The sequence below is a fragment of the Hymenobacter terricola genome (assembly GCF_017921975.2).
GTDB classification, from domain to species: domain Bacteria; phylum Bacteroidota; class Bacteroidia; order Cytophagales; family Hymenobacteraceae; genus Hymenobacter; species Hymenobacter terricola.
In genome coordinates this window covers 32284-56286 of sequence record NZ_JAGEMO020000027.1, presented here as the reverse complement: position 1 = coordinate 56286, position 24003 = coordinate 32284, and the positions used below count along the sequence as shown (strand labels likewise).

The following is a 24003-nucleotide window of genomic DNA, read 5'->3' as shown; positions in this document are numbered from 1 at the left end:
AACGAATTAGAAGGAAGCATTCAGGCCAACGGTGTAGGTGCGGGCCTGCGGGTACACCCCGAAGTCGCGGCCAAAGCCCGTGCTGGAGAAGGGGTCGGCGCTCACCTCGGGGTCGTAGCCGGAGTAGTGCGTCCAGGTCACCAGGTTTTGGGCCGTCACGTACAGGCGCAGGCTGCCAAAGCGGGCCTTTTGCACCACGGCGGTGGGCAGGCTGTAGCCCAGGGTCAGGTTTTTGAGGCGCACGTAGGAGCCGTCCTCAATGAAGCGCGACGAAATGCGGTTGTTGCCGTTCGGGTCGCCGATGATGGCGCGCGGAATGTCGGTGCTCGTGTTGGTGGGCGTCCAGTGGTTGAGGGTGGCGGTGGTTTGGTTCACGGCCCCGTCCTGGCCCTCAATGGTGCGGCGGTTGGCGTTGTAAATGTCGTTGCCGAAGCTGCTTTGGAAAAACACGCTCAACTCCAGTCCCTTAAAACCGAAGGTGTTGGTGACGCCGGCAATGGATTTGGGGTTGGGGTTGCCAATTACCGTCATGTCCTTGGCGTCTACCACGCCGTCGCCGTTCACGTCGGCAAAGCGAATGTCGCCGGGCGAAGCGTTGGGCTGATACAGCGCGTTGGGGTTGCCGCTGATGCGCTTGGCGTTGGCGTTGGCCGAAGCAATTTCATCGGCCGAATTGAAGATGCCCTGCGTCTGGTAGCCGTAGAAAGTGCCCAGTGCCAGCCCCTGGCGCAGGATGTTGTACTCACTCACGACTTCGCGGTTCACCGTTTGGTTCTGCTCGTTCACCAGCGTGCCCAGGTCCGTCAGCTTGTTGCGGTTGATGGTGAAGTTGAAGTTGGTCGACCAGGCGAAGCCGCCGTTATCGCTCTGCACGTTGGTCGTGTTCAGGCCCAGCTCAACGCCCCGGTTCTCGATTTTGCCCAGGTTCTGGACGATTGTCAAGCTCTGCGCGCCCGTGCTCAGGGCCAACGGTACCTGGTAGAGCAAGTCCTGCGTTTTCTTGAGGTAAGCGTCCAGGGTCAGCAGAATGCGGTTGTCCTTCAAGCCCAAATCGATGCCGGCGTTGTACTGATAAGTGGTTTCCCACTTCACGGCCAGGTTACCAATGCGCTGCGGCGCGATGCCGCCCACAATACCGGCCGTGCCCTGCTGGTAGTTCGACCCGACGCCGTAGGTGCTGAACCGGTCATACGGCGGGATTTCCTGGTTGCCGTTGGCCCCCACGCTGCCGCGCAGCTTCAACTCCGAAATGACTTTGCTCTGCGGGAAAAACGCTTCCTTGGAGATGCGCCAGCCCAGGCCCACGGCCGGGAAGTAGCCGAATTTCTTTTCGAAGCGGCTGGTGCCGTCGGCCCGCAAGCTCACGGTGGCCAGGTAGCGGCCGTCGTAGTCGTAGGTGGCGCGGCCGAAGTAGCTCATCAGGCCCCACTGTTCGTCGTAGCTGCTGGTGCCGGTGCGCGTGGTGCCGGCCAGCAGGTACGGCACGGCGTTCGACGCGTAGCCCTGCACCGAAGCGTTGGAGGTGAAGCGGTCCGACTCCTGCACCGACTGGCCGGCCAGCAGGGTCAGGTGGCTTTTATCGCCCAGGTTGGGGTTGTAGGTTAGCGTGTTTTCCCAGAGCCAGATAACCTGCTGGGTAGTGCCGGTGCGGCCGCTGCCGCGCGTCGACGAAAGCGCGTTGGAAGTGCCGGGGTAGTCGCGGGTCAGGAACTCGTTTTCCAGCTGGGTGCGGAAATCGATGCCCGCTGACGAGCGGAAGCGCAGGTTTTTCAGAATATCGTACTCGCCGTACACATTGCCGATGGCCTGGTACGTAACGGCGTTGTTGTTCGTCTCGAGCAGGTTGCCGACCGGGTTATCGCTCAGCGTAAAGGGGTTGAGCGCGTAGCGGCCGTCGGGGTTGCGCACCGGCACGGTCGGAATCTGGGCCAGGGCGCCGAGCACGGTGCCGGAGCTGCCTAGGGCGATTTCGCTGCGCACGCTGCCGTTGTTGTGGGTGCGGCTAAAGTTGAGGTTGGTGCCGAAGCGAAACTTGTCGGTGGCCTGCTGGTCAAGGTTTAGCTTGAAGCTGTAGCGGTCAAACCCCGAGTTGAGGATGATGCCGTCCTGCTTGAAATAGCCCCCCGATACATAGTAGTGCGTCTTGTCGGTGCCGCCGCTCACGTTCAGCTGGTAGTTCTGAATGGCCGCCTTGCGGTAGGTTTCGTCCTGCCAGTCGGTGGTGCGGCTTAGCGTATCGAGGCGGGTGTAGGCCGGCGTCTGGCCGGCGTTGAGGCGCGCCTCGTTGTAGTAGGTGGCAAACTGCTGCGAGTTGAGCAGGCTGATTTTCTTGCGCAACTCCTGCCGGCCGTAATACACGTTGAAGCCCACCTGGGCCTTGCCGGCCTTGCCGCGCTTGGTTGTAATCACCACCACGCCGTTGGAAGCCCGCACGCCGTAGATGGCCGCCGCCGCACCATCCTTCAGCACGTCGATGCTTTCGATGTCGTTGGGGTTGATGGTATTCAGCGGGTTGGGCTTCTGGTTGCCCACGCTCAGTTCTCGGTCGTAGGTTGGCAGCACCGGCACGCCGTCGATGACGTACAGCGGCGAGTTGTTGAGGTTAATCGAAGCGTTGCCGCGAATGCGGATGTTAATGCCCGAGCCGGGCGCGCCGGTCGGCGAGGTCACCTGCACGCCGGGAGCCTGCCCCTGCAACGCCTGGTCGAAACCAGCCACCGGCTGCCGCTCAATGGCCTTGGCATTCACCGAAGTTACCGCGGTGGTCAGTTCCTGGCGGTTCTGGGTGCCGTAGCCCACCACCACAATTTCATTCAGCGCCTGCGTGTCCTCGGTCATCCGAATGGCCAGGTTGCTGGTAGCGCCGGTCACCGGTATTTCCTGCCGAACGAAGCCTACCGAGCTAATAACCAAAACGCTGTTTTCGGGCACGCTCAGCGAAAAGCTGCCATCGACACCCGTCGAAGTGCCGATGTTGGTGCCTTTCACCAGCACCGTCACGCCGGGCAGGCCTTCGCCGCTGGCCTGCGTCACGCGGCCCGATACGGTCACGTCTTGTACCATGCGGGTACCAGTGGCCGCAGCGGCCGTTTCGGCCTGCACGCGAGGGCTGCTGGTCACGATGAAGTAGTCCTCGCGCAGCTTCTTAAAGCTTAGGTCGGCCGGGGGCAGCACGGCACTAAGGCGGGTTTCCAGCGTAGCCACGCCGGTTTGCACCGGCACGCGCTTGTCGCCCACCAGGTTGCTCTCGTAAAAGATGGTGACGTGGTAGTCGCTTTCCCACTGCTTAAGCAGCGATTTTAGCGACACCGTTTGGACCACCAGCGAAGGGGCCACCGCTGCACTGGGGCTTTGCTGCACCCGGGCCGAAGCCAGCAGCTGCGCCGAGGCCGAAGAATGCGCGGCGCTCAACAGCAGCACACCGGTAACGAGGCCCGCCGGACGAACGTAGCGCCAGCCCCCGTGGGTAAAGGGTTTATTCATGGGAATTTTTTGAAGAGTGGTTAGTGGGATGAGAAATCGGTTTGTCGGTGAGCGTGATGCGGTTGCCCTCGCGGGTGGCCTTCAGGTGGAAGGCTTCTTCCAGGGCCAGCAGCAGCACGTCCAGGTCGCGCACCGGGATGGTCCCGGTCACTTTGCGCGCACTCAACTCGGGGCTGGCCGCCACCTCGATGCCGTAAGTATCTTCCAGGCGGGTGGCCAGCTCGGCAATCGGGGTTTCGTCGAGCACCAGGCGGTCGTCTTTCCAGGCCGTGTAGGCGGCGGGGCGCACGGCCTTATGCACCACGGCAGCGGGCTGGGCGTCGTGGGTTTCCACCAATTCGCCGGGCTTCATGATGACATCGGTGCGTTGCGGGTCGTCAAAATCAATCCGTACCTTACCCGAAAGCAGCACCACGCGGGCCTGGTCGCGCCGCCGGTTCACCGTGAACTTGGTGCCCAGCACCTCCACGCTGAACCCCGCCCGGGTGTGCACCACAAAGCGCTGGTTGTTGGGCATGTGTTGCACCGCAAAATAGCCTTCGCCGTCCAGCCACACTTCGCGGGGCCGGTTTTTGGCCCATTTGGCGGGGTAGCGCAGCTTCGAGTGGCCATTCAGGGTCACCTGCGAGCCGTCGGGTAATTGCAGGAGCTGCGTCTGGCCGTAGCTGGTGGCCATTTCGACGGGAGCCACGGGGCGCTGGGAGTACAGCAGCCAGCCGCCGCCGGCCAGGGTGCCGGCCACCGCGGCCGCGGCGGCCCAGCGCCGCCACATGGGCGCCGCTTCCGGCATCACGTACCGGTGCTTGCCGAAGTCAAGGCGCTGATGCAGCGTTCCTAGCAGTGCTTCGTAGTCGGGTTCATCGAAGCCGGAAAGCGGGGTGGGAGCCGCGGCCAGCGCGTCAAAATGCTGGCGCATCCACTGTTGCGCCTGGTCGTGGTTGGCGGGCAGCACCAGCCAGTCCCGCACGGCCGCCGTTTCGGCGGGCGTGGCAGCGCCCCGAGAGTAGCGGGCAAAAAGGGCTTCGGTAACGATTGTCTGCATAGAATTTCGGGGTCGGAAAGGACTTGGGACGGCTGCGGCAGCTGAGATTTTCGGCGAGATTGTCCACCAATCGGCGCACCCGTTCCCAAACGATTGGAGCACGCGGCCCCAATCGTTTGCAGTACTACACTGCAAGTGCGTTTCCCCCTTACTCGCCCTCGAAAAATAATTTTAGCTGGCGCTCATCGCCATGGCCAGCAGCACGCCCAGAATCTCGCTGCCATGCGCCCGGAAATAGGCCCGCAGGAACTTAAGGGCCTGCATTATCTGCGCCTCAACGGTCTTCACCGACAGGTTCAGCTGGGCCGCGATTTCAGGGTAAGTAAGCCCCTGCTGGCGGCTCAAAATAAAAATTTGCCGGCGCTTGGGCGGCAGCTTGTCCAACGCGGCTTGGTACAGGGCCTCCATCTCCGAGTATTCGGCGTCGTTGGTGGCTACGCGGGGGCTCAGGGCCGCAATGTGCGTTTGGAAGCGCACGTGGTGCTGGCTGCGCCGCAGCTGGTTCAGGATGGCGTGGTGGGCCGTGGTGAAGAGGTAACCTTTCAGGGGCACGTCGTCGCGCAGGTCCTGGCGCTTCTCCCAAATCTTCAGGAAGCAGTCCTGCACAATCTCCTCGGCATCGGCCCGCGACTTCAGGTAACTGTAGGAAAACCGGTACACCAGGGCGCTGTAGTGGCGGAACAGCGCATCAAACGCCCGCTCGTCGTTCAGCTTAAGCCGACGAAGACACTCTGGCTCAGAAAAGTCGCGCGCTATTTCCAAAGGATACCCTGCTAAAGCTGTCTAAAAGTAACGGAAAGTTGACGTTTGGAGTCATCAAGCCGGAATTTCCGGCCCGGCCCGTGCCGCCGCCTAGTGGGCGGAACAGGAGCCTGCCCACGGACGGACTACGCCGGAAACTATGCGGGCTGCCGTGCCCTCGCACAGAGGCATTAAACTGCTGGCAAAGGGCTTTAAACGCAAAAAGTCCCAGCCGCGAAAGCGACCGGGACTTGTGCTGTAGAGAGAGGACTCGAACCTCTAATTTTACTAGCGAGATAGGCTAGCGCGTCTGCCAGTTCCGCCACCCCACAGTGTTTGGTTATGCAAAAATAGATACAGGATTTGTTAATTAAAAACTACTGAATAAGATTATTTTTGTGTTAACTTTTTGTTTTCGAACGTAATGAGTGCGAAAAACTAAATTTATAAAAACGATAAACAGGCCTTAATTACCGGAAAGGCCCATTATTTATGCTGCGCCTTCCAATATCTATTTGTTGGAATAAATAGCAAAAATAGTGATTTTAAGGGCTAATTGCAAAAATGCCTATTTAAGTGCGGCTTAAACTTTTTGCTTTTGCGGCATAATTCCCTTTCTATAACCACGGAAACAAGGGCGGTGGAACCCCCTGGCCCTGGCCTGCCGAAGCCTCAAACGAACCGAAACCAAGCTGGTCGGAATAGCAGCCGGGACGCAGGTAGTGGCGCGGTAAAAGAAGCCGCCTCCTGCAGCGGGGCGGTACCTTTGGGGCCCACAAGCTAAGCAGGAAAGCAGTGAACGATGGGGCCGCCCGGAAGATTATTCACCTCGACATGGATGCCTTTTATGCATCGGTGGAGCAGCGCGACCATCCGGAGCTGCGCGGCAAGCCCGTGGCCGTGGGCGGCGCCCGCGAGCGCGGCGTGGTGGCGGCCGCCAGCTACGAGGCGCGGCGGTTTGGGGTGCGCTCGGCCATGCCGTCGGTCACGGCCCTGCGCAAGTGCCCGGAGCTGCTGTTCGTGCCGCCCCGCTTCGCGGTGTACAAGGAAATATCGCGGCAGATTCGGGCCATTTTTGCCGAGTACACGCCCCTGATTGAGCCGGTGTCGCTGGACGAGGCCTACCTCGACGTGACCCACAACCTGAAGCAGCTGGCCTCGGCCACCCAGATTGCGCGGGAAATCCGGGCCAAAATCCTCGCCGAAACCCAGCTGACGGCTTCGGCGGGCATTTCCTACAATAAGTTTCTGGCCAAGCTGGCCTCGGACTACCGCAAGCCCAACGGGCAATTTGTGGTGCGGCCCGAGCAGGGGCTGGCCTTCGTGGAGGGGCTGGCGGTGGGGCAGTTTCACGGCGTGGGGCCGGTGACGGCGGCCCGGATGAACCAGCTGGGCATCTTCACCGGAGCCGATTTGCGGGAGCAGCCCGTGGAGTTCCTGCAGCAGCAGTTTGGCAAGGCCGGGCGCTACTACTTCGCCATTGCCCGCGCCGAGGACCACCGCCCCGTGGTGGCCGACCGCCTGCGCAAGTCGATGGGCTCCGAAACCACTTTTGCCCAGGATTTGTGGGAGTTTACGGACTTGCTGGACGGGGTGCGGCCGCTGATGGAGGAGGTGTGGGAATACTGCCAGCGCTCCGGCATCCGGGGCCGCACCCTCACGCTGAAAGTGAAGTTTGCCGACTTCCAGCAAATCACGCGCAGCCGCAGCAGCGTGGGACTTATTTCGAGCCAGGCCGTGCTGGAGCGCATTGGCCGGGAGCTGGTGGAGGGCCTGTTTCCGCTGGCAAAAGGCGTGCGGCTGCTGGGCATCACGCTCTCGAACCTGAACACGAGCCCGCAGGCCGCCGGCCACCAGCTCACGCTGAGCCTGTAGCCCGGCATTCCCGCAACCCCGGCGGTTTCTTTTCGACTTTGGGAGCAATTACTGGTGCGATTCTGGTTACGGAGGCATCATCTTTACCGACTGGCTGCGCCCCGCTGCTGCGTGGCAGTCCGCCGGCCCTACCTCATTCGTCTTCTAACTAGCCACCTGCGCATGCAATTTCCCCGATTTAAGCTAGGATTATATTCCACTTCCGTGCTGGCCCTGCTGGGACTGGCCTCGTACTCGGTGTACCAGGGCACGCCTCCGCGTGACCAGGTGGTGCTCGGCACCATGCTGCAGGGGCTGAGCATGGCCCACTACCAGCCCGAAAAGCTGGACGACCAATTCTCGCAGCGCGTGTACGACCTCTACCTCAAGCGGGTGGACGTGAACAAGCAGCTGCTGCTGGCGCCCGAAGTGGCCGGCCTCCAACAGTTCCAGACCAGGATTGACGACGAGCTGAAGGGCGGCAGCCACGAGTTTCTGGACGCCACCAGCCAGATTCTGGCCAAGCGCATGGTGGAAATTCAGGCCGTGTACCGGCAGATTCTGGCCAAGCCGTTTGACTTTTCGGTGCAGGAAACCTGGGAAACCGACCCCGCTAAGGCCACTTATGCCCCCGATGCCGCCGTGCAGCGTGAGCAGTGGCGCAAGATGCTGAAGTACCAGACCCTCGCCCGCCTCTCGGAGCTGATGGACGAGGAGACGCACAAAAAGGACAAGCCGCTGGCCGCTGCCAAGGTGGGGGCCTCGGCCGTCACCACCTCCGAACACGTGCGCACGCCGGTTGAGATGGAGGCCGAGGCCCGCAAGCGCGTGCTGAAATACTACGACGATGCCTTCGCCGACCAGCTCCAGACCGACGCCAACGACCGGCTGGCGGCCTTTGCCGACGTCATCGCCAATACGTACGACCCCCACACCGAATACTTTGCGCCAATTGCCCGCGACAATTTCGATATTGCCATGTCGGGCCGTCTGGAAGGCACCGGCGCGCAGCTGCTGGAGGACGAGGGCCACCTTAAAGTCACTGACATTGTGGCCGGGTCGGCCTCGGCGCGGCAGGGCGAGCTGAAAGTGGGCGACATTATTTTGCGCGTGGCTCAGGGCGCGGCCGAGCCGGTGAGCGTGGAAGGCATGCGCTTCGAGAAAGCCGTGAAGCTGATTCGTGGCCCCAAAGGCACGGAGGTGCGCCTCACGGTACGCAAGCCTGACGGCGCCACGATGGTCATTCCCATTATCCGCGACGTGGTGGTGATTGAGGAAACCTACGCGCAGTCGGCCCTTATCAAGCGCGACGGCCGCACCTACGGCTACATTCACCTGCCCGGCTTCTATGCCGACTTTGGCGGCAAGGGCGGCCGCAGCAGCGCCGCCGACGTGAAAACTGAGCTGGCCAAGCTGGCCAAGGAAAACGTGGCCGGCGTGGTGCTCGACCTCCGCTACAACGGCGGCGGCTCGCTGCGCGACGCCGTGGACATGGGCGGCTTATTTGTGCCCAGCGGCCCCATGGTGCAGGTGAAAAGCGGCCGGGGCGCCGCCCAGGCCATTTCCGACAACGACCCGCAGACGCAGTACGCCGGCCCGCTGGTGGTGCTCGTGAACAAGTACAGCGCTTCGGCTTCCGAGATTCTGGCCGCTGCTATGCAGGACTACCACCGCGCCATTATCATGGGCAGCACCACATACGGCAAGGGCACGGTGCAGCAGGTATTCGACCTGGATAATGCCGTGACGGCCGAAGCCAATGCCCTCAAGCCGCTGGGCTCGCTCAAGCTCACCATCCAGAAATTTTACCGGGTCAACGGCGGCTCGACGCAGTTTAAGGGCGTGACGCCGGACATCACCCTGCCCGATGCGCTGTCTTCGTACGCCAAGGGCGAGCAGGAGTCCGAGTACCCGCTGCAGTGGGATGAAATTGCGCCCGCCGCCTTCCAGCCCACCAATACCCTGGCGGCCCTCGACAAGCTGCGGGCCGCCAGTGCCGCGCGGGTGGCCGCCAGCCCCGGTTTCCACCTCATCACCGATGCGGCCCAGCGTGCCACCGAAAGCCGCAAGCAAACCGTGCTTTCGCTGAACCTGGCCGCCTACCGCACCCTCCAGCAGCAAGCCCGCGACACCAACAAGCAGCAAACGGCCGCCCAAAACGCGCTGGCCATGCTCGATGTAGCCGCGCTGGCGGCCGATGCCCGCCCCGCCACCGATTCGACGGCCGCCAAGCGCACGGCCCGTTTCCTCAAGCCCCTGCGCAAAGATGCTGCCCTGGCCGAAGCCGTGTCGGTTATCAAAGACGAGCTATAGGTGGCCCATCGGCACCACATTTATCCGCCCCCGTCGCTCCCCAGCGGCGGGGGCTTGTGGTTTGAGTCGGCAATATTTCTAGAGATGGAATTACGGCAATGGTCAATAAAGTAAAAAACAGATAATCAACGAGGCAATATTCGGTGCGGCTGAGCTCATCCGGCCGGGGCTGGGAGTAGGGGCCGGGGCCGGCCAAAACAACTTCTCCGGTGTGCCTATTTTCGCCGCATGCTCGAATCCGCTCCCGCGCCTTTTCCCGTTGACCTTCACGATATTTTCCCTTCCGATGACCTGGTGCGGGGCTTGCTGGAGGCGTCGCTGAACGGGGTAGCGCTGTACACGCCCATCCGGGACGAAAGGGGCGAAATTGTGGACTTCGTGATTGAGCTGCTGAACTCCGAGGCCCAGCGCATGCTGGGCCAGCCTGCGCGGCCCGGCGGCACCTACCTACAACACTTTCCCACCTCCCTGGCAACGGGCGTGTTTGCCTTTCACTGCGAGGCATTTGAGTCGGGCCAACCCATGCGCCGGGACGTCAACTATCAGGGCGCCGGCCTCGACAACTATTTCCAGCTCTCGGCGCGGCGGGTGGGGCAGGGGCTGCTGGTGAGCTTCGGCGATACCAAAGGCCACGCCCGCACCCCCGTGGAGCAGGCCCTGTACGAAAGCCAGGCCCGGGAGCGGGCCGCCCGGGCCGAAGCCGAAACCCAGCGTGTCCTGCTGCACGACACCTTCATGCAGGCGCCGGCCATGATATGCATCTTCGCCGGCCCCGAGCACGTGTTTGAGCTGGTGAACCCGGCCTACCAACGGCTGGTGGGGACCCGCCCGCTGCTGGGCCGGCCCATCCGCCGGGCCATGCCGGAGTTGGAAGGACAGCCCATTTTCGACCTGCTCGACGAGGTGTACCGCACCGGCAATACCTTTCGGGCCAATGAAATGCTGGTGCAGCTCGACCACGAAAATTCCGGGGTGAGCGACCTGCAAAAACGCTACTACAACTTCGTGTACCAGCCCCGGCGCGATGCCCAGGGCGTTATCGACGGCATCCTCGCGTTTGCCTACGAGGTGACCGAGCAGGTGCTGGCCCAGCAGCAGGTGGGCCTCAGCGAGCGGTTGACGGCCTTTGCCAACGAGGAACTGGCCGCTGCCAACGAAGAGTTGCACGCCGCCAACGAAGAAAGCCGGGCCACCAACGACAGCCTGTTCAGCACCCAGCTCTCGTTGCAGGAGCTGAACCAGGGACTGGAGGCCCGCGTGGCCGAGCGCACCGTGCAGGCCCTGGCCGCCCGGGCCGAAGCCGAGCGCCAACGCGCCCGCCTGGAGCGGCTTTTTATGCAGGCCCCGGCCGCCATCTGCATCCTCGACGGCCCCGATTTGGTGTTCGAGCTGGTGAACCCCGGCTACCAGGCCCTCTTTCCGGGGCGGCAGCTGCTGGGCCAAAAGCTGCTGGCCGCGTTGCCGGAAATAGTGAAGCCCGGCGTGTATCAAACCATCCGCCAGGTGTACGAAATGGGCCTTACGCGCGAGGAAGATGCCATTCTGATTCCCGTTGCCCGCCCCTATGATGGCGTGCTGGAGGACCGGTACTTCAACTACGTCCAGCAGGCCCGCTTCAACGAAAATGGGCAGATTGACGGCGTGCTCGTGCTGGCCTTTGAGGTGACCGGGCAGGTGCTGGCCCGCCAGCAGGCCGATGCCTTGCAGGCCGAAGTGCTGGCCGCCGCCCAGCGCCAGGCCGACGAGCGCGAAACCTTTTACCAGATATTTGAGCAAACCCCGGCCCTGGTGGCGTTGCTGCACGGCCCTGAGCACCGGCTGACGTACCACAACCAAGCCTACCAGCGGCTGTTTCCCGGCCGCCGGATGCGGGGGCGCACCATTGCCGAGATTCAGCCGGAAGCCGTGACGCAAGGCTTTTTGGCCCTCCTGGACCGCGTGTACCAGACCGGGATTACCTTCTTTGGCAACGAGCTGCCGCTGGCCCTTGAGCAACCCGACGGCACCCCGCCCAGAACCGCCTATTTCAACTTTACCTACCAGGCTTATCAGGAAAACAGCCAAACCGTGGGCATCTCCGTCTTCGCCTACGACGTGACCGAGCAGGTGCGCGCCCGCCAGCAGCGCGCGGCCCAGCAGCAGCAGTTGCGGGACCTGTTTGAGCAGGCGCCCGTGGCCGTGGCCGTGCTGCGCGGCCCGGAATACATTGTGGAGCTGGCCAATTCGGGCATGTGCGAGCTGTGGGGCCGCCGCCGGGAAGAAGTGCTGGACCGCCCCTTGTTTGTGACCATGCCCGAGTTCCTGGTGCAGGGCTTTGTGCCGCTGCTGGCGGGCGTAGTTACCAGCGGCGAGGCCTACGCCGCGCAGGAGTGCCCCATTCAGCTGCCGCGCCAGGGCCGCACCGAAACCGTGTACGTAAACTTCGTGTACCAGCCCCTGCGCGACGACAAGGACCTGATTACGGGCGTGGCCGTGGTGGCCATTGATGTGAGCGAGCAGGTGGCCGCCCGCCAGCTCCTGGCCCGGGCCAACGAGGAGCTGAGCGGCGCCAACTCCGCCGTGAGCACCCGCAATGCGGAGCTGGCCGCCGCCAACAAACGTCTCACCCGCACCAACCAGGACCTCGACAACTTCGTGTACGCCGCCAGCCACGACCTCAAGCAGCCCGTGAACAACCTGGCCGGCCTGTTTGGCGAGTTGCGCATCTCCACCACCTTCACCGACCCGGCCGAGGAAACCCTGCTCGTGCCCATGATTGACGAGGCCCTGCGCCAGCTGGTCACCACCATCGACGACCTGGCCGCCGTGGGCCAGGCCCAGCAGCTGCCCGACCAGCCCCCCGAAACCGTGGCCCTCGACGAGATAACCCAGGAAGTGCTCCAGACCCTGCAGCCGCAGGTGCTGGCCGCCCGCGCCCGCGTCACCGCCGATTTTGCCGCCCGCCCCGCCATCTCCTACGCCCGCGCCAACCTGCGGACTATCCTGCTCAACCTGCTCAGCAACGCCCTCAAATATGCCGACCCCGCCCGGCCCGGCCGCGTGCACCTGTCGCTGTGGCTGGAAAACGACCGCCCCGTGCTGCTGGTGGAGGATAACGGCCTGGGCTTCGACCTGCGCCGGCACCGCGGTGAGCTGTTCCACCTTTTCCGCCGCTTCCACGACCACACCGAGGGCACCGGCGTGGGCCTCTACCTCGTCAACCGCATCGTGCAAAGCCACGGCGGCCACATCGAAGTGGAGAGCGAGGTGGGCGTGGGGACAACGTTCCGGCTGTTTTTGTGAGTGAAAAAAGAAGAAAATCTTGTGGCTTTCGTTTTTTCGACTGGAATCAACTACTGCCAGTTAGCAGGCCCAGGTAAAAGGCCGAAAATTCCCTCCGCAACTAATAAATATCCCGCAGCTCAAAATAGCGGGGGCTGGCGCTGCTCACCGGGTTGCCCAAAATCACGCCGATATCGGCCGGTTTGTGCTGGTCGGTGAGGCCGTCGAGCGTGATAACCGCCAGATGGAGCAGCACCCAGAGCAGGAGTCCGGCACCAAGGTATTTGAGGGGTGTTTTGCGGTTCATGAGAAGCCGGCAGAAGCAACTGGAGCGGGCGGGGTGCAAAGGTGGACAGATTAAAGCAGCAGGGCGGGCTGTCGGGGGCCTTGGCTGACCGCAGCAGCCCGGAAAACCCCCGCCTGCGGACGCAGTTGTGCCCGGCAGGCAATAAGTTTGCGCCTGTTTACCTCTGACGTATTTTATGAAAGCCTTTATTTTCGACCTCAACGGGACCATGATTCACGACATGGAATACCACACCCGCGCCTGGCAATACCTGTTCAACCACGACCTGGGCGGCGATTTTACCTGGGAGCAGGTGAAGCCCCAGATGTACGGCAAAAACCGGGAAGTGCTGGTGCGCATGTTCGGCCCCGACCGCTTTACGGGCGAGGAGATGGACCGGCTCTCGCTGGAAAAAGAGAAGCGCTACCAAATCGAGTTTCTGCCGCACCTGGCCCTGCTGCCCGGCCTGATGGAGTTTCTGGAGCGGGCCCACCAGGCCGGCATTCCCATGGCCATTGGGTCGGCGGCCATCCCGTTCAACATCGATTTCGTGCTCGATAACCTCAACCTCCGGCACTATTTCACCGCCATCGTGAGCGCCGACGACGTGGTGCTGAGCAAGCCCCACCCCGAAACCTTCCTCAAAGCCGCCACCCGGCTGGGCGTAGCCCCCGCCGACTGCATCGTATTCGAGGACGTACCAAAAGGGGCCGAAGCCGCTCAAAACGCCGGAATGAAGGCCGTGGTCCTCACCACCACGCACCAAGCCGCCGAGTTCCTGCACCTGCCCAACGTGCTGCACTTCGCGGCCGATTTTACGGATGAGTTCGTAAAAAGCCTGGTGTAGGAAACGGGCCGGCGCAGGCGCCTAATACGTCGAATCGGCGTCATATTTCACAAACGGCACCTTGCCGAAATCGCGGGGCGTGTGGCTGCTGCTGAACGTGGTACTGTCCGGGGCAAAGGCGGAAAACCCCTCGCTGCCCTCGCGGCTGAGGTACCAGGAGTGGTCAGCGGGGGCATATTTGAAGGTGATAACGCGCGTCCATCGGTGGCTGCTGCCACCGTAGTGCTCCACCGAAAAGAAGCCTTTCTTGATGACCACCTGCTGGTAGGGGTCGCCCATCATGCCGCCTTCGCCCCGGCGCAGCACCACGCGGTCGTTGCGGGCGGCCAGGGCGTAGCGGTGGTCGGGCTGGCCGAGCAGCAGGAGCAGGGGCCGGTCCAAATCCTCGACGGTGGTGGTGTCTTCGCCGTTTTTGCGCAGCACCAGCACTTTGTCCGGCCAGGCATCGCGGTTGAGGTCGCCGGAAGCCGAATCGAGAATACCGAAGCCCGCCGGCACGAAGGCCGCGAGTGACGCGGCAGCCGGGGCGCCCGCCAATGGGGCCGCCGGGGCTTTCGCCGCAGCGGAGGCGGCTGCCTGGGAGACTTGTTCGGCGGTTTTGGGCTCGGCGTGGCAGGCGGCCAGCAGCAAAAGGCTGCTCAAATACCAAGGAAATGACATTGGGAGCTGTTTTGTCAATTACGGAGCCACCACCTGCACCCGCACGGCGGAGGCATGGCCGGCATCATGGTAGAGCTTGATGGTGGCTTTCTGAAAGTCCCTGGCCTCGGCCGTGGCGATGGGCACGAAAGTCTGCGGGTTGCGGTCCACCAGCGGGAACCAGGTGCTTTGCACCTGCACCAGCAGCCGGTGGCCTTTCCGGAAAGTGTGCAGTACGTCGGGCAGCTCGTATTTCACCTCGGTGGGCTGGTTGGGCACAAAGGCCGCGGGCTTGGAGAAGCTGTTGCGGAAGCGGCCGCGCATCACCTCGGCCCGCACCAAGCGCTGGACGCCATCGGGCTGCTCGTCGATGACTTTCACGATGAAGTCGGCGTCCGTACCGGAGGTGCTCACGAACAGGTCAGCGGTGAGCGGGCCGGCCAGGGTCAGGTCTTCCGCAAGGGTTTCGGTATGAAAGGTGAGCACGTCCGCGCGCTTGGTGGCGAAGCGCTGGTCCTCAATCATGTATTCGTTGTTGCGGCTGCCGTGCACGCCGTCAGTGTAGGGCACCGGGTTGGCCGGGTCGCTGAGGTATTGAGATGGGAGAATAAATTTATCAACGCCGGGCAATCTTGTAATGTGAAGGTTTGCTTGGTTCTCGAGTGCCTTGGCTACTTCAGTTTCGACCTTGGGGCCTGCCACGGCCAGGTGGCCTCCTTCCTGCAAGTACAGCGTGCGGCTTTCCGTGGCGGCCGGCGGCCAGGTCGGGTAGGTTTTCCACTCATTCGTACCGGTGTTGAATACCGTGGCTTCTGCTGGATTGAAGGTGCCTTTGTCTTTCAGGTAGAAGTTGAAAAACGGCGTTTCCAGCGTTTCGCGGTAGGTTTGGGCGGTGTTCGCGCCGAAGCTAAGGGAGCCGAAGGTGCTCCAGTCGGGGCGGGACCAGGCGCCGTGGGTCCAGGGGCCCATCACGAGGCGGTTGGTAGTGCCGGGGTTCTGCTTTTCGATGGCCTGGTAGGTGTTCAGGGCGCCGTACAGGTCCTCGGCATCGAACCAGCCGCCCACGACCAGCACGGCCGGTTTCACGCCCGTGAGAGCCGGGCGGATGTTGCGCTGCTGCCAGTAGGCGTCGTAGGTTTCGTGCGCCATGTACTCGTTCCAGATGCGGGCGCGGTTGTTGAAATATTTGGGTCCGTTGGCGTTTTTGATGGGGCCGAGGGCGAGGAAGAACTTGTACGCATCCTTCGGCTCAAACTTGAACAGCTCCGGGTACTCGGCCACCGGCTTGGGGCGCGGAATGTCGAAGTAGTTGGTGAATTCGAAGTTATCAAGCAGGTAAAACGCGCCCTTGTGCCGGGCATCGTCGCCGATAAACTCATCCGTAACCGGGGCCTGCGGCGATACTGCTTTCAGGGCCGGGTGGGCATTGGGCAGCGCGGCCGAGGCGTAGAAGCCGGGGTAGCTGATGCCCATCATTCCCACGCGGCCGTTGTTGCCGGGCACGTTCTTCAGCAGCCATTCGATGGTATCGAACGTGTCGGTGCTTTCGTCGTGCGGCGGGGGATTGTTGCCGAGGGCAAATGCCCCTTTGGGCAGGGCGGGCGTCATTTCCTCAAACTTGCCCTCGCTCAGATACCGCCCGCGCACGTCCTGGTACACGAAAATGTATTTCTCCCGCGACAGCTCCTGGCTGGGGCCCGGCCCGCGCGGGCGGTACTTGTCCTCGCCATACGGCCCGGCCGAGTAGGGCGTCCGCGTCATCAGAAAGGGGTAGGGCGTGGCCGGGGAGGCATCTATGGGCACGTAGATGGTGGTGTAAAGATTCACGCCATCACGCATCGTTATCTGGCGGTCGAGCTTGGTGTAGCTCTGCCGCACGAACACGGAATCCTGGGCGCGGGACTGGGCCCGAGCGGCGGGCGCGGCAAGGAGCAAAGCGGCCAGTAGAGGCAGCGAAGAACGGGTCATTGGAGGATTCAATAGGTGTGACGGATTGACAAACCAAAGAACGTCATGCTGAGTCAAGAACGTCGTGCTTCGGCTGCGCTCAGCATGACGTTCAAAAGACGAAGGCGCCTTAGCCCTCAGCGCAACAGGCGCACGGTGGTATCGAGGCGCTGGGTGAGGAGCAGGTCGCGGTATTGCTGGCGCAGGCTGGCCTGTTCCTGGCGCTGCTCGTCCTTCTGAAACAGGCGTACCTTGTATTTCTCGCCGGCGCCGGCGCGGCGCAGGTTCACGTAGGTGAGCTTGCCGGTGGAGCGGCTCACGGGCTCGCCGTTCTGGATGCGCTCCACGCGCTTGTCGTTGTTGCCGAACAGGGCCTGCAGGGGTTTCAGGCCAATAAAGAGGTTGGTGCGGCCGTCGAGCCCGTAGGTGCCGCTGATTTCCAGGTTGCTCAGGTTGCTGTTCAGGCTGAGGCCGGGAATGAGCAGCTGGCCCTGCGAGAGCGCAAATTCACTGCTAACCGGCTCGAAATACAGGTGGCTGGTGCGCGCTGATTTCATGAATTTCAGCGCCTCCACCAGGGCTTCCACGTCCAGCAGCTCCAGGTTGCGCAGGTCCGTTTTCAGGTAGCCCGTCGTCTGCTTCAGCGCGGGCAGGAAGCTGGCGTCGAGGTCTGTGCGCAGGTCCATCACCCCGCGCAGGGTGCCCCGGATGTTGTCGCCGCTCAGCACCTTCAGCCCCAGCGCGGTGGCCATGGTGAAGAACGCCGGCAGGGCCACGTCGTCGAGGCGCAGCTGCGCCTGGGTGGGATGGTGGCGGCGGTTGGCCGTGCTAATCATGTGGCCGCTCAAGCCAATATGGCCGCCCAGCGCGTCCATCGATAAGTTGTCGAGCCGGGCTTCGCCATCGAGCAGGTGCGATACCAGCCGGAACCGGCTGCCCCGAATGACGCCGTAGTGCACCTGGTCGGCTTCTACGTGCAGCACCGCGCTCAGCACTCCGTTGGATATCATGGAGCGACTGACCGTGGACTGCCGGCGCTCGGCACGGCGGGTGGCCCGGCGCTCGGTGCGGGCCAGCGTGCGGGCCGTGGGCACCGAATCGGTGGGCGTGGTCAGGCTGGCAATCATGGCCAGCAGGCGCTGCACGTCGAGGGTGGCGTAGCGCAGGGTCACATCGGCGTCGGCGGCCAGCAGGTGCATGTTTTCTACCTGGGCCGTGGCCGATGCTTCGCCCTGCCCGCCCTCCGGCGTGCGGAAGTGCAGGTAAGGCATGTGCATGACCGGCCCGGTTTTTTCCAGTTGCAGGCTGACCTGGTCCAGGCTTTCAGTTTCCGGAAGCTGCACGTGGTCGATGTCGATGGTGACCTGGCCGTTGGCCGTCAGCAGCAAATCGCGCAGGGCCGGAATGGCCACACCCGCGCCTTTGGTTCGGGCTCGGGCCGGGCGGGCAGCCTGCGGCTCAGGCCGGGCCAGCCGGGCCATGAATTCCCGGTAGTTGATGGTGGCGAAGTGCACGCCCAGCTGGTACTGCACGGGGGCCACGCGGTTGTCCGGGTCGGTGGGCCATTGCACGGTGCCGTGCACGGTGCCGCCCCACACGCCACCGGCCAGGTTCAGCAGCTGCACCTGGTGGCCATCGTGGCGCACGGTCACGGCCAGGTTGCTGAGCGTGTCGGTGGCCAGCAGCAGGCGCTGGCAGCGCAGGTTCACATCCAGCATCAGGCCGGGCGGAATCAGGTCGCTGCCCAGGGTGGCGGCCAGCTGGGCCTTGTCGCGCGGGGCCCTCGACGGCTTGGGCAGGCTACCGGGCGAAAAGCCCGGCCCGGCCGTGCGCGGCACCGGCCGCATGAGGCTGCGCAGGCGGGCCACGCGCAGCTCATCCACCGCAAAATCGCCGCTGATGCTGGCCGTGCTGTGCAGGCCGGTCAGATAATCGAGCAGATACGTGGTGGTGGCCGAGGCCCGGAACCGCATGTCGTTCAGCACCCCCGAGGCATTGGAGAGCTGGCACAGGCTGTCCCGCAGGCCAATCTGCACATTCAAATCCGAAATATCGGCCCCGCGCACGGGCAGCACAAACGAGGCGTGGCGCAATGTCACGTTGCCGCGCATCGACAGGCTTTTTTGCGGCTGGTTGGGGTCACCTCGGCCGGGCAGGGGCGGCAGCAGGCCGCGCAGCTGCACGTCGAGGTCGGCGATGCCGTGGCGGGCGCGCCACCGGCCCGGCGACACCACCGCGGCCAGCTCGGGCAGCTCGGTGCGGCCCCGGAAGCGCCCGTTCAGGTAGGGCCGGGTGAAGTCGCGCAGCGTGAGGGCCACGTCGAGCTGGCCCGCCGAGGAATAAATGCGGCAGCGGCGCAGCGTAAGCACCGTCGATTTGGTGTTGTGGGCGGGGCCGTTGTCGTAGGTGCCCTGCAAGTCCCAGCGGTTGATGCGGCGGGCCGAGTCCGGCCACGCCAGGCTGGCGCCGCGCAGCCCGAAGGTGAGCACGTTGCGGGGGCTTACGGTGGGCCCGCTCAGCCCCGTGATGGTGTAGTGAATGTGGGCCTTGCTGGGGCTGGTGGCCCCGGCAAGGTAGGGGTCGAGGCGCGGCGGCAGGGCGGCGCGCAGCACTTCGGTGAGCGGCTGGTTGCCCACAAATTTCAGGTTCATCATGGTGCCCACCGGCTGCGCGGGGTCCACGTGGTGGGTGCCGCTCACCCGGATGGTGTCGCCGTTGAGGGTGGCGCGGGTACTCCAGATAAGCCCCTGGCGGTCTTTAAACGTGTATTTATAGTGCACCCAGGCCCGCACCGGGGCCTGCTCAAACAGGGTGCCGGCCTTGGTGCGCAGGTAGCTCAGCTCGCCGTCGAGGGTGCCGGCTACCTGCAGCACGCCGCCCCGCAGCCGGGCACTGAGCCGGGCCTCGTGCACTTCGGCCCCAAACGCGCTGCGCGAGTAGTGGTTGCGCGAACTCATGCGGAAGTTGTGGACCAGCACCTCGTCCAGCTCCAGCTGGAGAGCGGGCACCGGGCCGGTGCCCTTGCGGCGCTTGCCGCGCAGCCCCCAGGTGTGGCCCAGCGAATCGACCCGCTCCCGGAAGTCCACGTCGGTCACCTCCAGGCGCGTCACTCGCACCTGTCCGCGCAGCAGGCTCAGCAGCTCCAGGCGCAGGTCGGCGCGCACGATGCGCAGCACCGGCACGCGCTGCTGGTAAGCGGTATCGGTGAGGGCCAGGTGCTGAATGGAGGCCGTGAGGTACGGGAAATCGCTCCACGGCGACATCACTACCTTAAAAGGCTCCAGCACCAGCTCGGAGTTGTGCGTGAGGGCGAATCGCACTTTTTGGGCCACCAGGCGCCGCCCATAATCACTGCCCAGGGCCCAGATTCCTACCCCCACTCCCAGCACGGCCAGCAGCAGCACCGATGCCAATACTCGTCGCAGGGGAAAGGATTTCATACAGGAATGCCGCTATTGCCGAGGTAGCAGCCGGAAGCCGCCACGTATGAGTTAGTTGAGCCAAAACAGCTCCGCATACGGGAAAAATTCGGGCGCGTATGGCGGGGTGCGGGCGGCGGCGACGGATTTATTCCTCTTCGACGGCTACTTCGTCGGCATGGGTCGTCGCCTCGTACACATCGGCATATTTGAAATCTTCCAGCCAGTTTGCGGAGCTTACCACGTCAAAAGTAACCGAATTCCCGGCGGTTTTATCGGCTTTCAGCTGCCAGATAATTGATTTTGCTTCCTCAAAGGTTGGCCCGGCCAATTGCGTTGAGAATAACCGGTTCAGCAGGGCGTTATCGGGCAGGCCCTGGGCCAGCAGGCGCAGCAGCGGGGCTGCGGGCGCATCGGCGAAGATGGCCGCGCCGTCCGGGGTTTCGGCCGTGCATTTCACCTGGAACTGCACCGCCTTGGTGCTGGGGAACGTGCCGTTGTAGGCGTCGTGCAGCAGCTGGGTGGCCTGGTAAAAGCCTTTGTGCAGGGGCAGCTCGGGGTTTTCCTCCCACAGCTTTTCGGTGAGCATCTGGTGCGACAGGTTTTCAATCTGCCCCGCGTTCAGCTGCTCCGGAAATAAATAGCCCAGCACAACCTCGGCCGCCTCGCGGGGCTCCAAATCGGTGAACGACATGAGGCACATATCCTTCAATTCGGCTTCGCTGATGGCATCCGGATTGTCGTAATTCATTTTAATTAATAGGGCCTTATAATCGGAATTCTGCCAGGAATCCGGCAGCTCGGTTAAAGTAGAGAAGGTCAGGCGCTCAACGGTGAATTTGGGGGCGGGGGTCAGCATAAGGTTTGAAAAATTGGGGCGGCGCGGGGCCGTGAGTACGGTTGGGTTTACGCACGGTGGCGGCAAATGACCGGAAAGAGAGTGAAGGAACATTGGAAAAAGCACGCCGTAAACAGCCAGTCGTAAGCAGCCCGACGGGCTTTTGCCTTTTCCAACTCCGTCCCCGCCACTACGCCACGGGCAGCGTGAACAGGAACCGGCTGCCGGCTGCCGGCTGGCTCTCCACCCACAATTTTCCACCCTGCGCGTCGATAAACTCGCGCGAAATGCTCAGGCCCAGTCCCGAGCTGCCCGAGTGCCCCGCCTGGTCCGGCACGCCCGCGAAGCGCTGGAAAATGCGCTTGTGGTACTCGGCCGGAATACCGGGGCCGCAGTCCTCCACGCTCACGCGCACCATTTCGCCCCACTGCACCGCCCGAATGACGAGTGGGCACCCCGTGGGCGAGTAGCGGATGGCGTTGGAAAGCAGGTTGATGAGCACCCAGGTGGTTTTTTCCACGTCGCCGTGCACCTCGGGCAGGGCGTCGGGCAGGTGCAGGTCGAGCCGGAGCTGCTTGTCGCGCAGCTGCGGATGCACGGTTTGGGTGGCGTAGCGAATGACTTCGGCCAGGTGCATGGGCTGGGCGTTGAGCTTGATGCCGGCGCCCGCGTCGAGCCGGGCCACGTCGATGAGCTGGCCCACCATCTGGAGCAGGCGCTGGGTTTCCTCGCCAATGCCGGCGGCCAGGGTCTGGCGCTCGGCGTCGGTGGTGCGCTCGTTTTGCAGCAGCATCAGGCTGAGCTTGATGCTGGCCAGCGGCGTTTTGAGCTCGTGCGAAATCGTGGCCAGAAAGGTCGATTTCACCTCGTCCAGCTTCTTAAAGTCGGACACGTTGCGCAGGCAGAAGATGTAGCCGCCGGGGGTGGGCTTATTCGCCTGGTCGAACGCTTCGATGGGGCTGATGCTGAGCTGGTAGTGCGGCGCGTCGCCCTTGTGCGGGAATATGAACACGGGGTCGGGCACGTCGTCGCCGGCCAGGTTGTGGGCGGCCAGGGGCACCAGCAGCTCGCGCAGCAGTTGGTTGGTGGCCGCCACGGTTTCGGCCGCCTGCCCCAGCAGGGCGGGGGCGGGGAGGCCCAGCAGGTCGCAGGCCACGGGATTGGCCAGCACGATGGTGCCGTGCTCGTCCAGGAGCAGCAGGCCCTCGTCGAGGCTGCGAACCAGGCTTTCCATGCGGTTGCGCTCCGTGAACAGCTCGGCCAGGGTGATGCGGCGGTCTTCCTGGGCCTGGCTCAGCACCAGGTTCACGGCGGCGGCGATGGTGCCCACTTCGTCGCGCCGGCCCACGGCCACACGGGTGGCAGGGCCGGGGCCGGCCACCCGCTCCACGTCGGCGGTAAGGCGGTGCAGGGGTCGCACCACAATGCGCGGCAGCCGCACCATCATGATGACGCCCACGGCCGTGCCGGCGGCCAGAAACCCCACTACCGCCAGCCGCGCCATGTTGAAATCAGCCTGCTCGATGCCGTGTGCCCCTTTCTCCAGAAAATTGATGGTGAGCAGGGCATACCCCCCCGACCCCAGCAGCAGCAGGAGCAGCAGGAAGATGCTGAGGCGAATCTTAAGTTTGAGAGACATGGAATGAGGGTAGCAGCGGCTGATTCAAGCCAGTTGCACATGCGAATGGACTGTTTGTATGTACGAATGGTCTGTTTGGAGGAGCAAACGGCTTGAATGGATGAGCAAACAAGCTGTTTGTAGGTGCAAACAGGCCGTTTGCACCTACAAACAGCTTGAATGGACGAGCAAACAGTCTATCTGCATGTGCAAACGGTTTGAATGGATGTGCAAACGGCTTGATTGTAGGAGCAAACAGGCCGTTGGGGTGTAGAGACGCATACTTGCGTCTCGTCGTTGAACTATGCACTGGCGCGGTCCAAACAACGACGAGACGAAAGTATGCGTCTCTACACCAAGCCGTACTCTTCTAGTTTCCTGTAAAGCGTGGTCAGGCCGATGCCCAGGCGCTTGGCCACGTCCGGCTTGTTGCCCTCCAATTCCCCCATTAGCTTGCCGATGTGCCGGGCTTCCAGCGCCCGCAGGCTTTCGTCGGCCGCATCGGCACCGGGCTTCACGGGCCTACCCAGGGCGTGGAACTCATCGGGCAAATAATCCGCCGACAGCAATTCGCCATTCGGGGCGAGGATGGCCGCCCGTTCGAGCACGTTTTTCAGCTCGCGCACATTGCCGGGCCAGGGGTAGCGCTGGAGCAGCTGAAGGCACTCAGGTTCCAGGCCGGGGAGGCGCTTGCTGAGGCGGGCGGCGAAGTACTGGAGGAAGTGCTGGGCGAGCGGGGGCACGTCGGCGGGCCGGTCCTTGAGGGACGGGATGAGGATGGTGAAGACTGAGAGGCGGTAGTAGAGGTCGGGGCGGAAGCGGCCTTCGGCGGCTTCGAGCTTGAGGTTGCGGTTGGTGGCAGCTACCAGGCGCACGTTCACCTGGGTGGGCTTGGTGTCGCCGAGCTTGGTGAACTGCTGCATCTCCAGCACCCGCAGGAACTTGGCCTGCACGTTGAGCTCCAGCTCGCCGATTTCGTCCAGAAACAGGGTGCCGCCGTTGGCTTCTTCCAGCAGGCCCTTCTTATCGGTGAGCGCCCCGGTGAAGGCCCCTTTCTTGTACCCGAACAGCTCCGATTCAAGCAAATCTTTCGGAAAGGCGCTGCAATTGACGGCCACGAAGGCCTTGCCCTTGCGCCCGCTGGCCTGATGGATGGCCTGGGCAAACAGCTCCTTGCCGCTGCCGGTGGGCCCTTCGAGCAGCACGGTGGAGTCCGTCGGGGCCACCTGCCGGGCCAGCTGTTGCACCCGCTTCAGCTCCGATGATTCGCCAATCATCGACTCGAAGCGGTACTGCTGGCCCACGCGGCGCTCCAGCTCGGTGACGCGCTGGCGGAGGCGGGCTTTTTCGGCGGCGCGGTCGACCACCACCACCAGCTGCTGCTCAAAATCGCCCTTGGTGAGGTAGTCGAACGCGCCGAGCTTCATGGCTTTTACGCCGTCGGGGATGGTGCCGTAGGCGGTGAGCAGCACCACTTCGGCATCGGGGGCGGCGGCTTTGAAGCGGGGCAGGAGGTCGACGCCATTGGCATCGGGCAGCTTCACGTCGGAGAGCACGAGCAGGATGTCGGCGGCGTGTTGCTGGAGCAGCTCCAGGCCGCGGTGGGCATCGGGGGCTTGCAGCACGGTATAGCCTTCCAGCTCCAGCACCTGGGCCAGCAGCTGGCGCAGGCGCGCTTCGTCGTCGATGATGAGCAGGGTACCGGTGGGCATTTT

General features: G+C 63.3%; 14 protein-coding genes and 1 tRNA gene. 4 read left to right on the top strand and 11 right to left on the bottom strand.

Annotated features, from left to right (window positions below; translation table 11 throughout):
- Nucleotides 1-6: 6 nt before the first annotated feature.
- The 4 genes from J4G38_RS17930 to J4G38_RS17915 all read right to left on the bottom strand — a co-directional run bounded on the left by J4G38_RS17930 (nt 7) and on the right by J4G38_RS17915 (nt 5598).
- Nucleotides 7-3483 (bottom strand): SusC/RagA family TonB-linked outer membrane protein, encoded by a 3477-nt coding sequence (locus tag J4G38_RS17930; RefSeq protein ID WP_210520397.1) that lies wholly within the window; start codon nt 3481-3483, stop codon nt 7-9.
- Nucleotides 3476-4525, bottom strand: a complete 1050-nt coding sequence (locus tag J4G38_RS17925; protein ID WP_210520399.1) for a FecR family protein — start codon at nt 4523-4525, stop codon at nt 3476-3478. Before J4G38_RS17925 ends, J4G38_RS17930 begins: the two co-directional genes overlap by 8 nt.
- A gap of 171 nt (nt 4526-4696) precedes the next feature.
- Nucleotides 4697-5287: an RNA polymerase sigma-70 factor gene (locus J4G38_RS17920; protein ID WP_210520401.1), complete on the bottom strand. Its 591-nt coding sequence runs from the start codon at nt 5285-5287 to the stop codon at nt 4697-4699.
- Between the two features lie 235 nt (nt 5288-5522).
- Nucleotides 5523-5598 (bottom strand) — tRNA-Asp (locus tag J4G38_RS17915).
- A gap of 502 nt (nt 5599-6100) precedes the next feature.
- Here J4G38_RS17915 and dinB point away from each other — a divergent pair.
- The 3 genes from dinB to J4G38_RS17900 all read left to right on the top strand — a co-directional run bounded on the left by dinB (nt 6101) and on the right by J4G38_RS17900 (nt 12715).
- Nucleotides 6101-7141 carry a DNA polymerase IV gene (dinB, locus tag J4G38_RS17910; RefSeq protein ID WP_394371051.1) on the top strand — a complete coding sequence of 347 codons (1041 nt, stop codon included), beginning with the start codon at nt 6101-6103 and terminating at the stop codon, nt 7139-7141.
- A gap of 162 nt (nt 7142-7303) precedes the next feature.
- Nucleotides 7304-9433, top strand: coding sequence for a carboxy terminal-processing peptidase (locus tag J4G38_RS17905; protein ID WP_210520405.1), 2130 nt, complete (start codon nt 7304-7306; stop codon nt 9431-9433).
- 228 nt (nt 9434-9661) lie between these two features.
- Nucleotides 9662-12715 (top strand): PAS domain-containing sensor histidine kinase, encoded by a 3054-nt coding sequence (locus J4G38_RS17900; RefSeq protein WP_210520407.1) that lies wholly within the window; start codon nt 9662-9664, stop codon nt 12713-12715.
- A 100-nt stretch (nt 12716-12815) separates the two neighbouring features.
- Here the strand turns inward: J4G38_RS17900 and J4G38_RS17895 are convergent, their stop codons facing one another.
- Nucleotides 12816-13001, bottom strand: coding sequence for a hypothetical protein (locus J4G38_RS17895; protein WP_210520410.1), 186 nt, complete (start codon nt 12999-13001; stop codon nt 12816-12818).
- A gap of 175 nt (nt 13002-13176) precedes the next feature.
- On the opposite strand from J4G38_RS17895, the gene J4G38_RS17890 reads away from it, so the two are divergent.
- On the top strand, nt 13177-13827 hold the full coding sequence (locus J4G38_RS17890; protein WP_210520412.1) for an HAD family hydrolase: 651 nt from the start codon (nt 13177-13179) through the stop codon (nt 13825-13827).
- A 21-nt stretch (nt 13828-13848) separates the two neighbouring features.
- On the opposite strand, the gene J4G38_RS17885 is transcribed toward J4G38_RS17890, so the two are convergent.
- From J4G38_RS17885 to J4G38_RS17860, 6 genes are all read right to left on the bottom strand, one after another.
- A complete protein-coding gene (locus J4G38_RS17885) occupies nt 13849-14469 on the bottom strand; it encodes a hypothetical protein (RefSeq protein ID WP_226163531.1) in 621 nt (206 codons plus the stop codon).
- A gap of 36 nt (nt 14470-14505) precedes the next feature.
- The gene (locus tag J4G38_RS17880) at nt 14506-16434 is read right to left on the bottom strand and encodes a CocE/NonD family hydrolase (protein WP_210520415.1); all 1929 of its coding nucleotides are present in this window, start codon (nt 16432-16434) and stop codon (nt 14506-14508) included.
- 116 nt (nt 16435-16550) lie between these two features.
- Complete coding sequence (locus tag J4G38_RS17875; RefSeq protein WP_210520416.1) at nt 16551-19853, bottom strand: AsmA-like C-terminal region-containing protein; 3303 nt, start codon at nt 19851-19853, stop codon at nt 16551-16553.
- A 127-nt stretch (nt 19854-19980) separates the two neighbouring features.
- On the bottom strand, nt 19981-20691 hold the full coding sequence (locus tag J4G38_RS17870; protein WP_210520417.1) for a hypothetical protein: 711 nt from the start codon (nt 20689-20691) through the stop codon (nt 19981-19983).
- A 169-nt stretch (nt 20692-20860) separates the two neighbouring features.
- Nucleotides 20861-22309, bottom strand: coding sequence for a sensor histidine kinase (locus J4G38_RS17865; protein WP_210520418.1), 1449 nt, complete (start codon nt 22307-22309; stop codon nt 20861-20863).
- 329 nt (nt 22310-22638) lie between these two features.
- Complete coding sequence (locus tag J4G38_RS17860; protein ID WP_210520419.1) at nt 22639-24000, bottom strand: sigma-54-dependent transcriptional regulator; 1362 nt, start codon at nt 23998-24000, stop codon at nt 22639-22641.
- Between the last annotated feature and the right edge of the window lie 3 nt (nt 24001-24003).

Coding starts and splice junctions, on each gene's coding strand:
- J4G38_RS17930 (WP_210520397.1), bottom strand. CDS start 3,483: ATGAATAAACCCTTTACCCACGGGGGCTGGCGCTACGTTCGTCCGGCG.
- J4G38_RS17925 (WP_210520399.1), bottom strand. CDS start 4,525: ATGCAGACAATCGTTACCGAAGCCCTTTTTGCCCGCTACTCTCGGGGC.
- dinB (WP_394371051.1), top strand. CDS start 6,101: ATGGATGCCTTTTATGCATCGGTGGAGCAGCGCGACCATCCGGAGCTG.
- J4G38_RS17905 (WP_210520405.1), top strand. CDS start 7,304: ATGCAATTTCCCCGATTTAAGCTAGGATTATATTCCACTTCCGTGCTG.
- J4G38_RS17900 (WP_210520407.1), top strand. CDS start 9,662: ATGCTCGAATCCGCTCCCGCGCCTTTTCCCGTTGACCTTCACGATATT.
- J4G38_RS17895 (WP_210520410.1), bottom strand. CDS start 13,001: ATGAACCGCAAAACACCCCTCAAATACCTTGGTGCCGGACTCCTGCTC.
- J4G38_RS17890 (WP_210520412.1), top strand. CDS start 13,177: ATGAAAGCCTTTATTTTCGACCTCAACGGGACCATGATTCACGACATG.
- J4G38_RS17880 (WP_210520415.1), bottom strand. CDS start 16,434: ATGACCCGTTCTTCGCTGCCTCTACTGGCCGCTTTGCTCCTTGCCGCG.
- J4G38_RS17875 (WP_210520416.1), bottom strand. CDS start 19,853: ATGAAATCCTTTCCCCTGCGACGAGTATTGGCATCGGTGCTGCTGCTG.
- J4G38_RS17870 (WP_210520417.1), bottom strand. CDS start 20,691: ATGCTGACCCCCGCCCCCAAATTCACCGTTGAGCGCCTGACCTTCTCT.
- J4G38_RS17865 (WP_210520418.1), bottom strand. CDS start 22,309: ATGTCTCTCAAACTTAAGATTCGCCTCAGCATCTTCCTGCTGCTCCTG.
- J4G38_RS17860 (WP_210520419.1), bottom strand. CDS start 24,000: ATGCCCACCGGTACCCTGCTCATCATCGACGACGAAGCGCGCCTGCGC.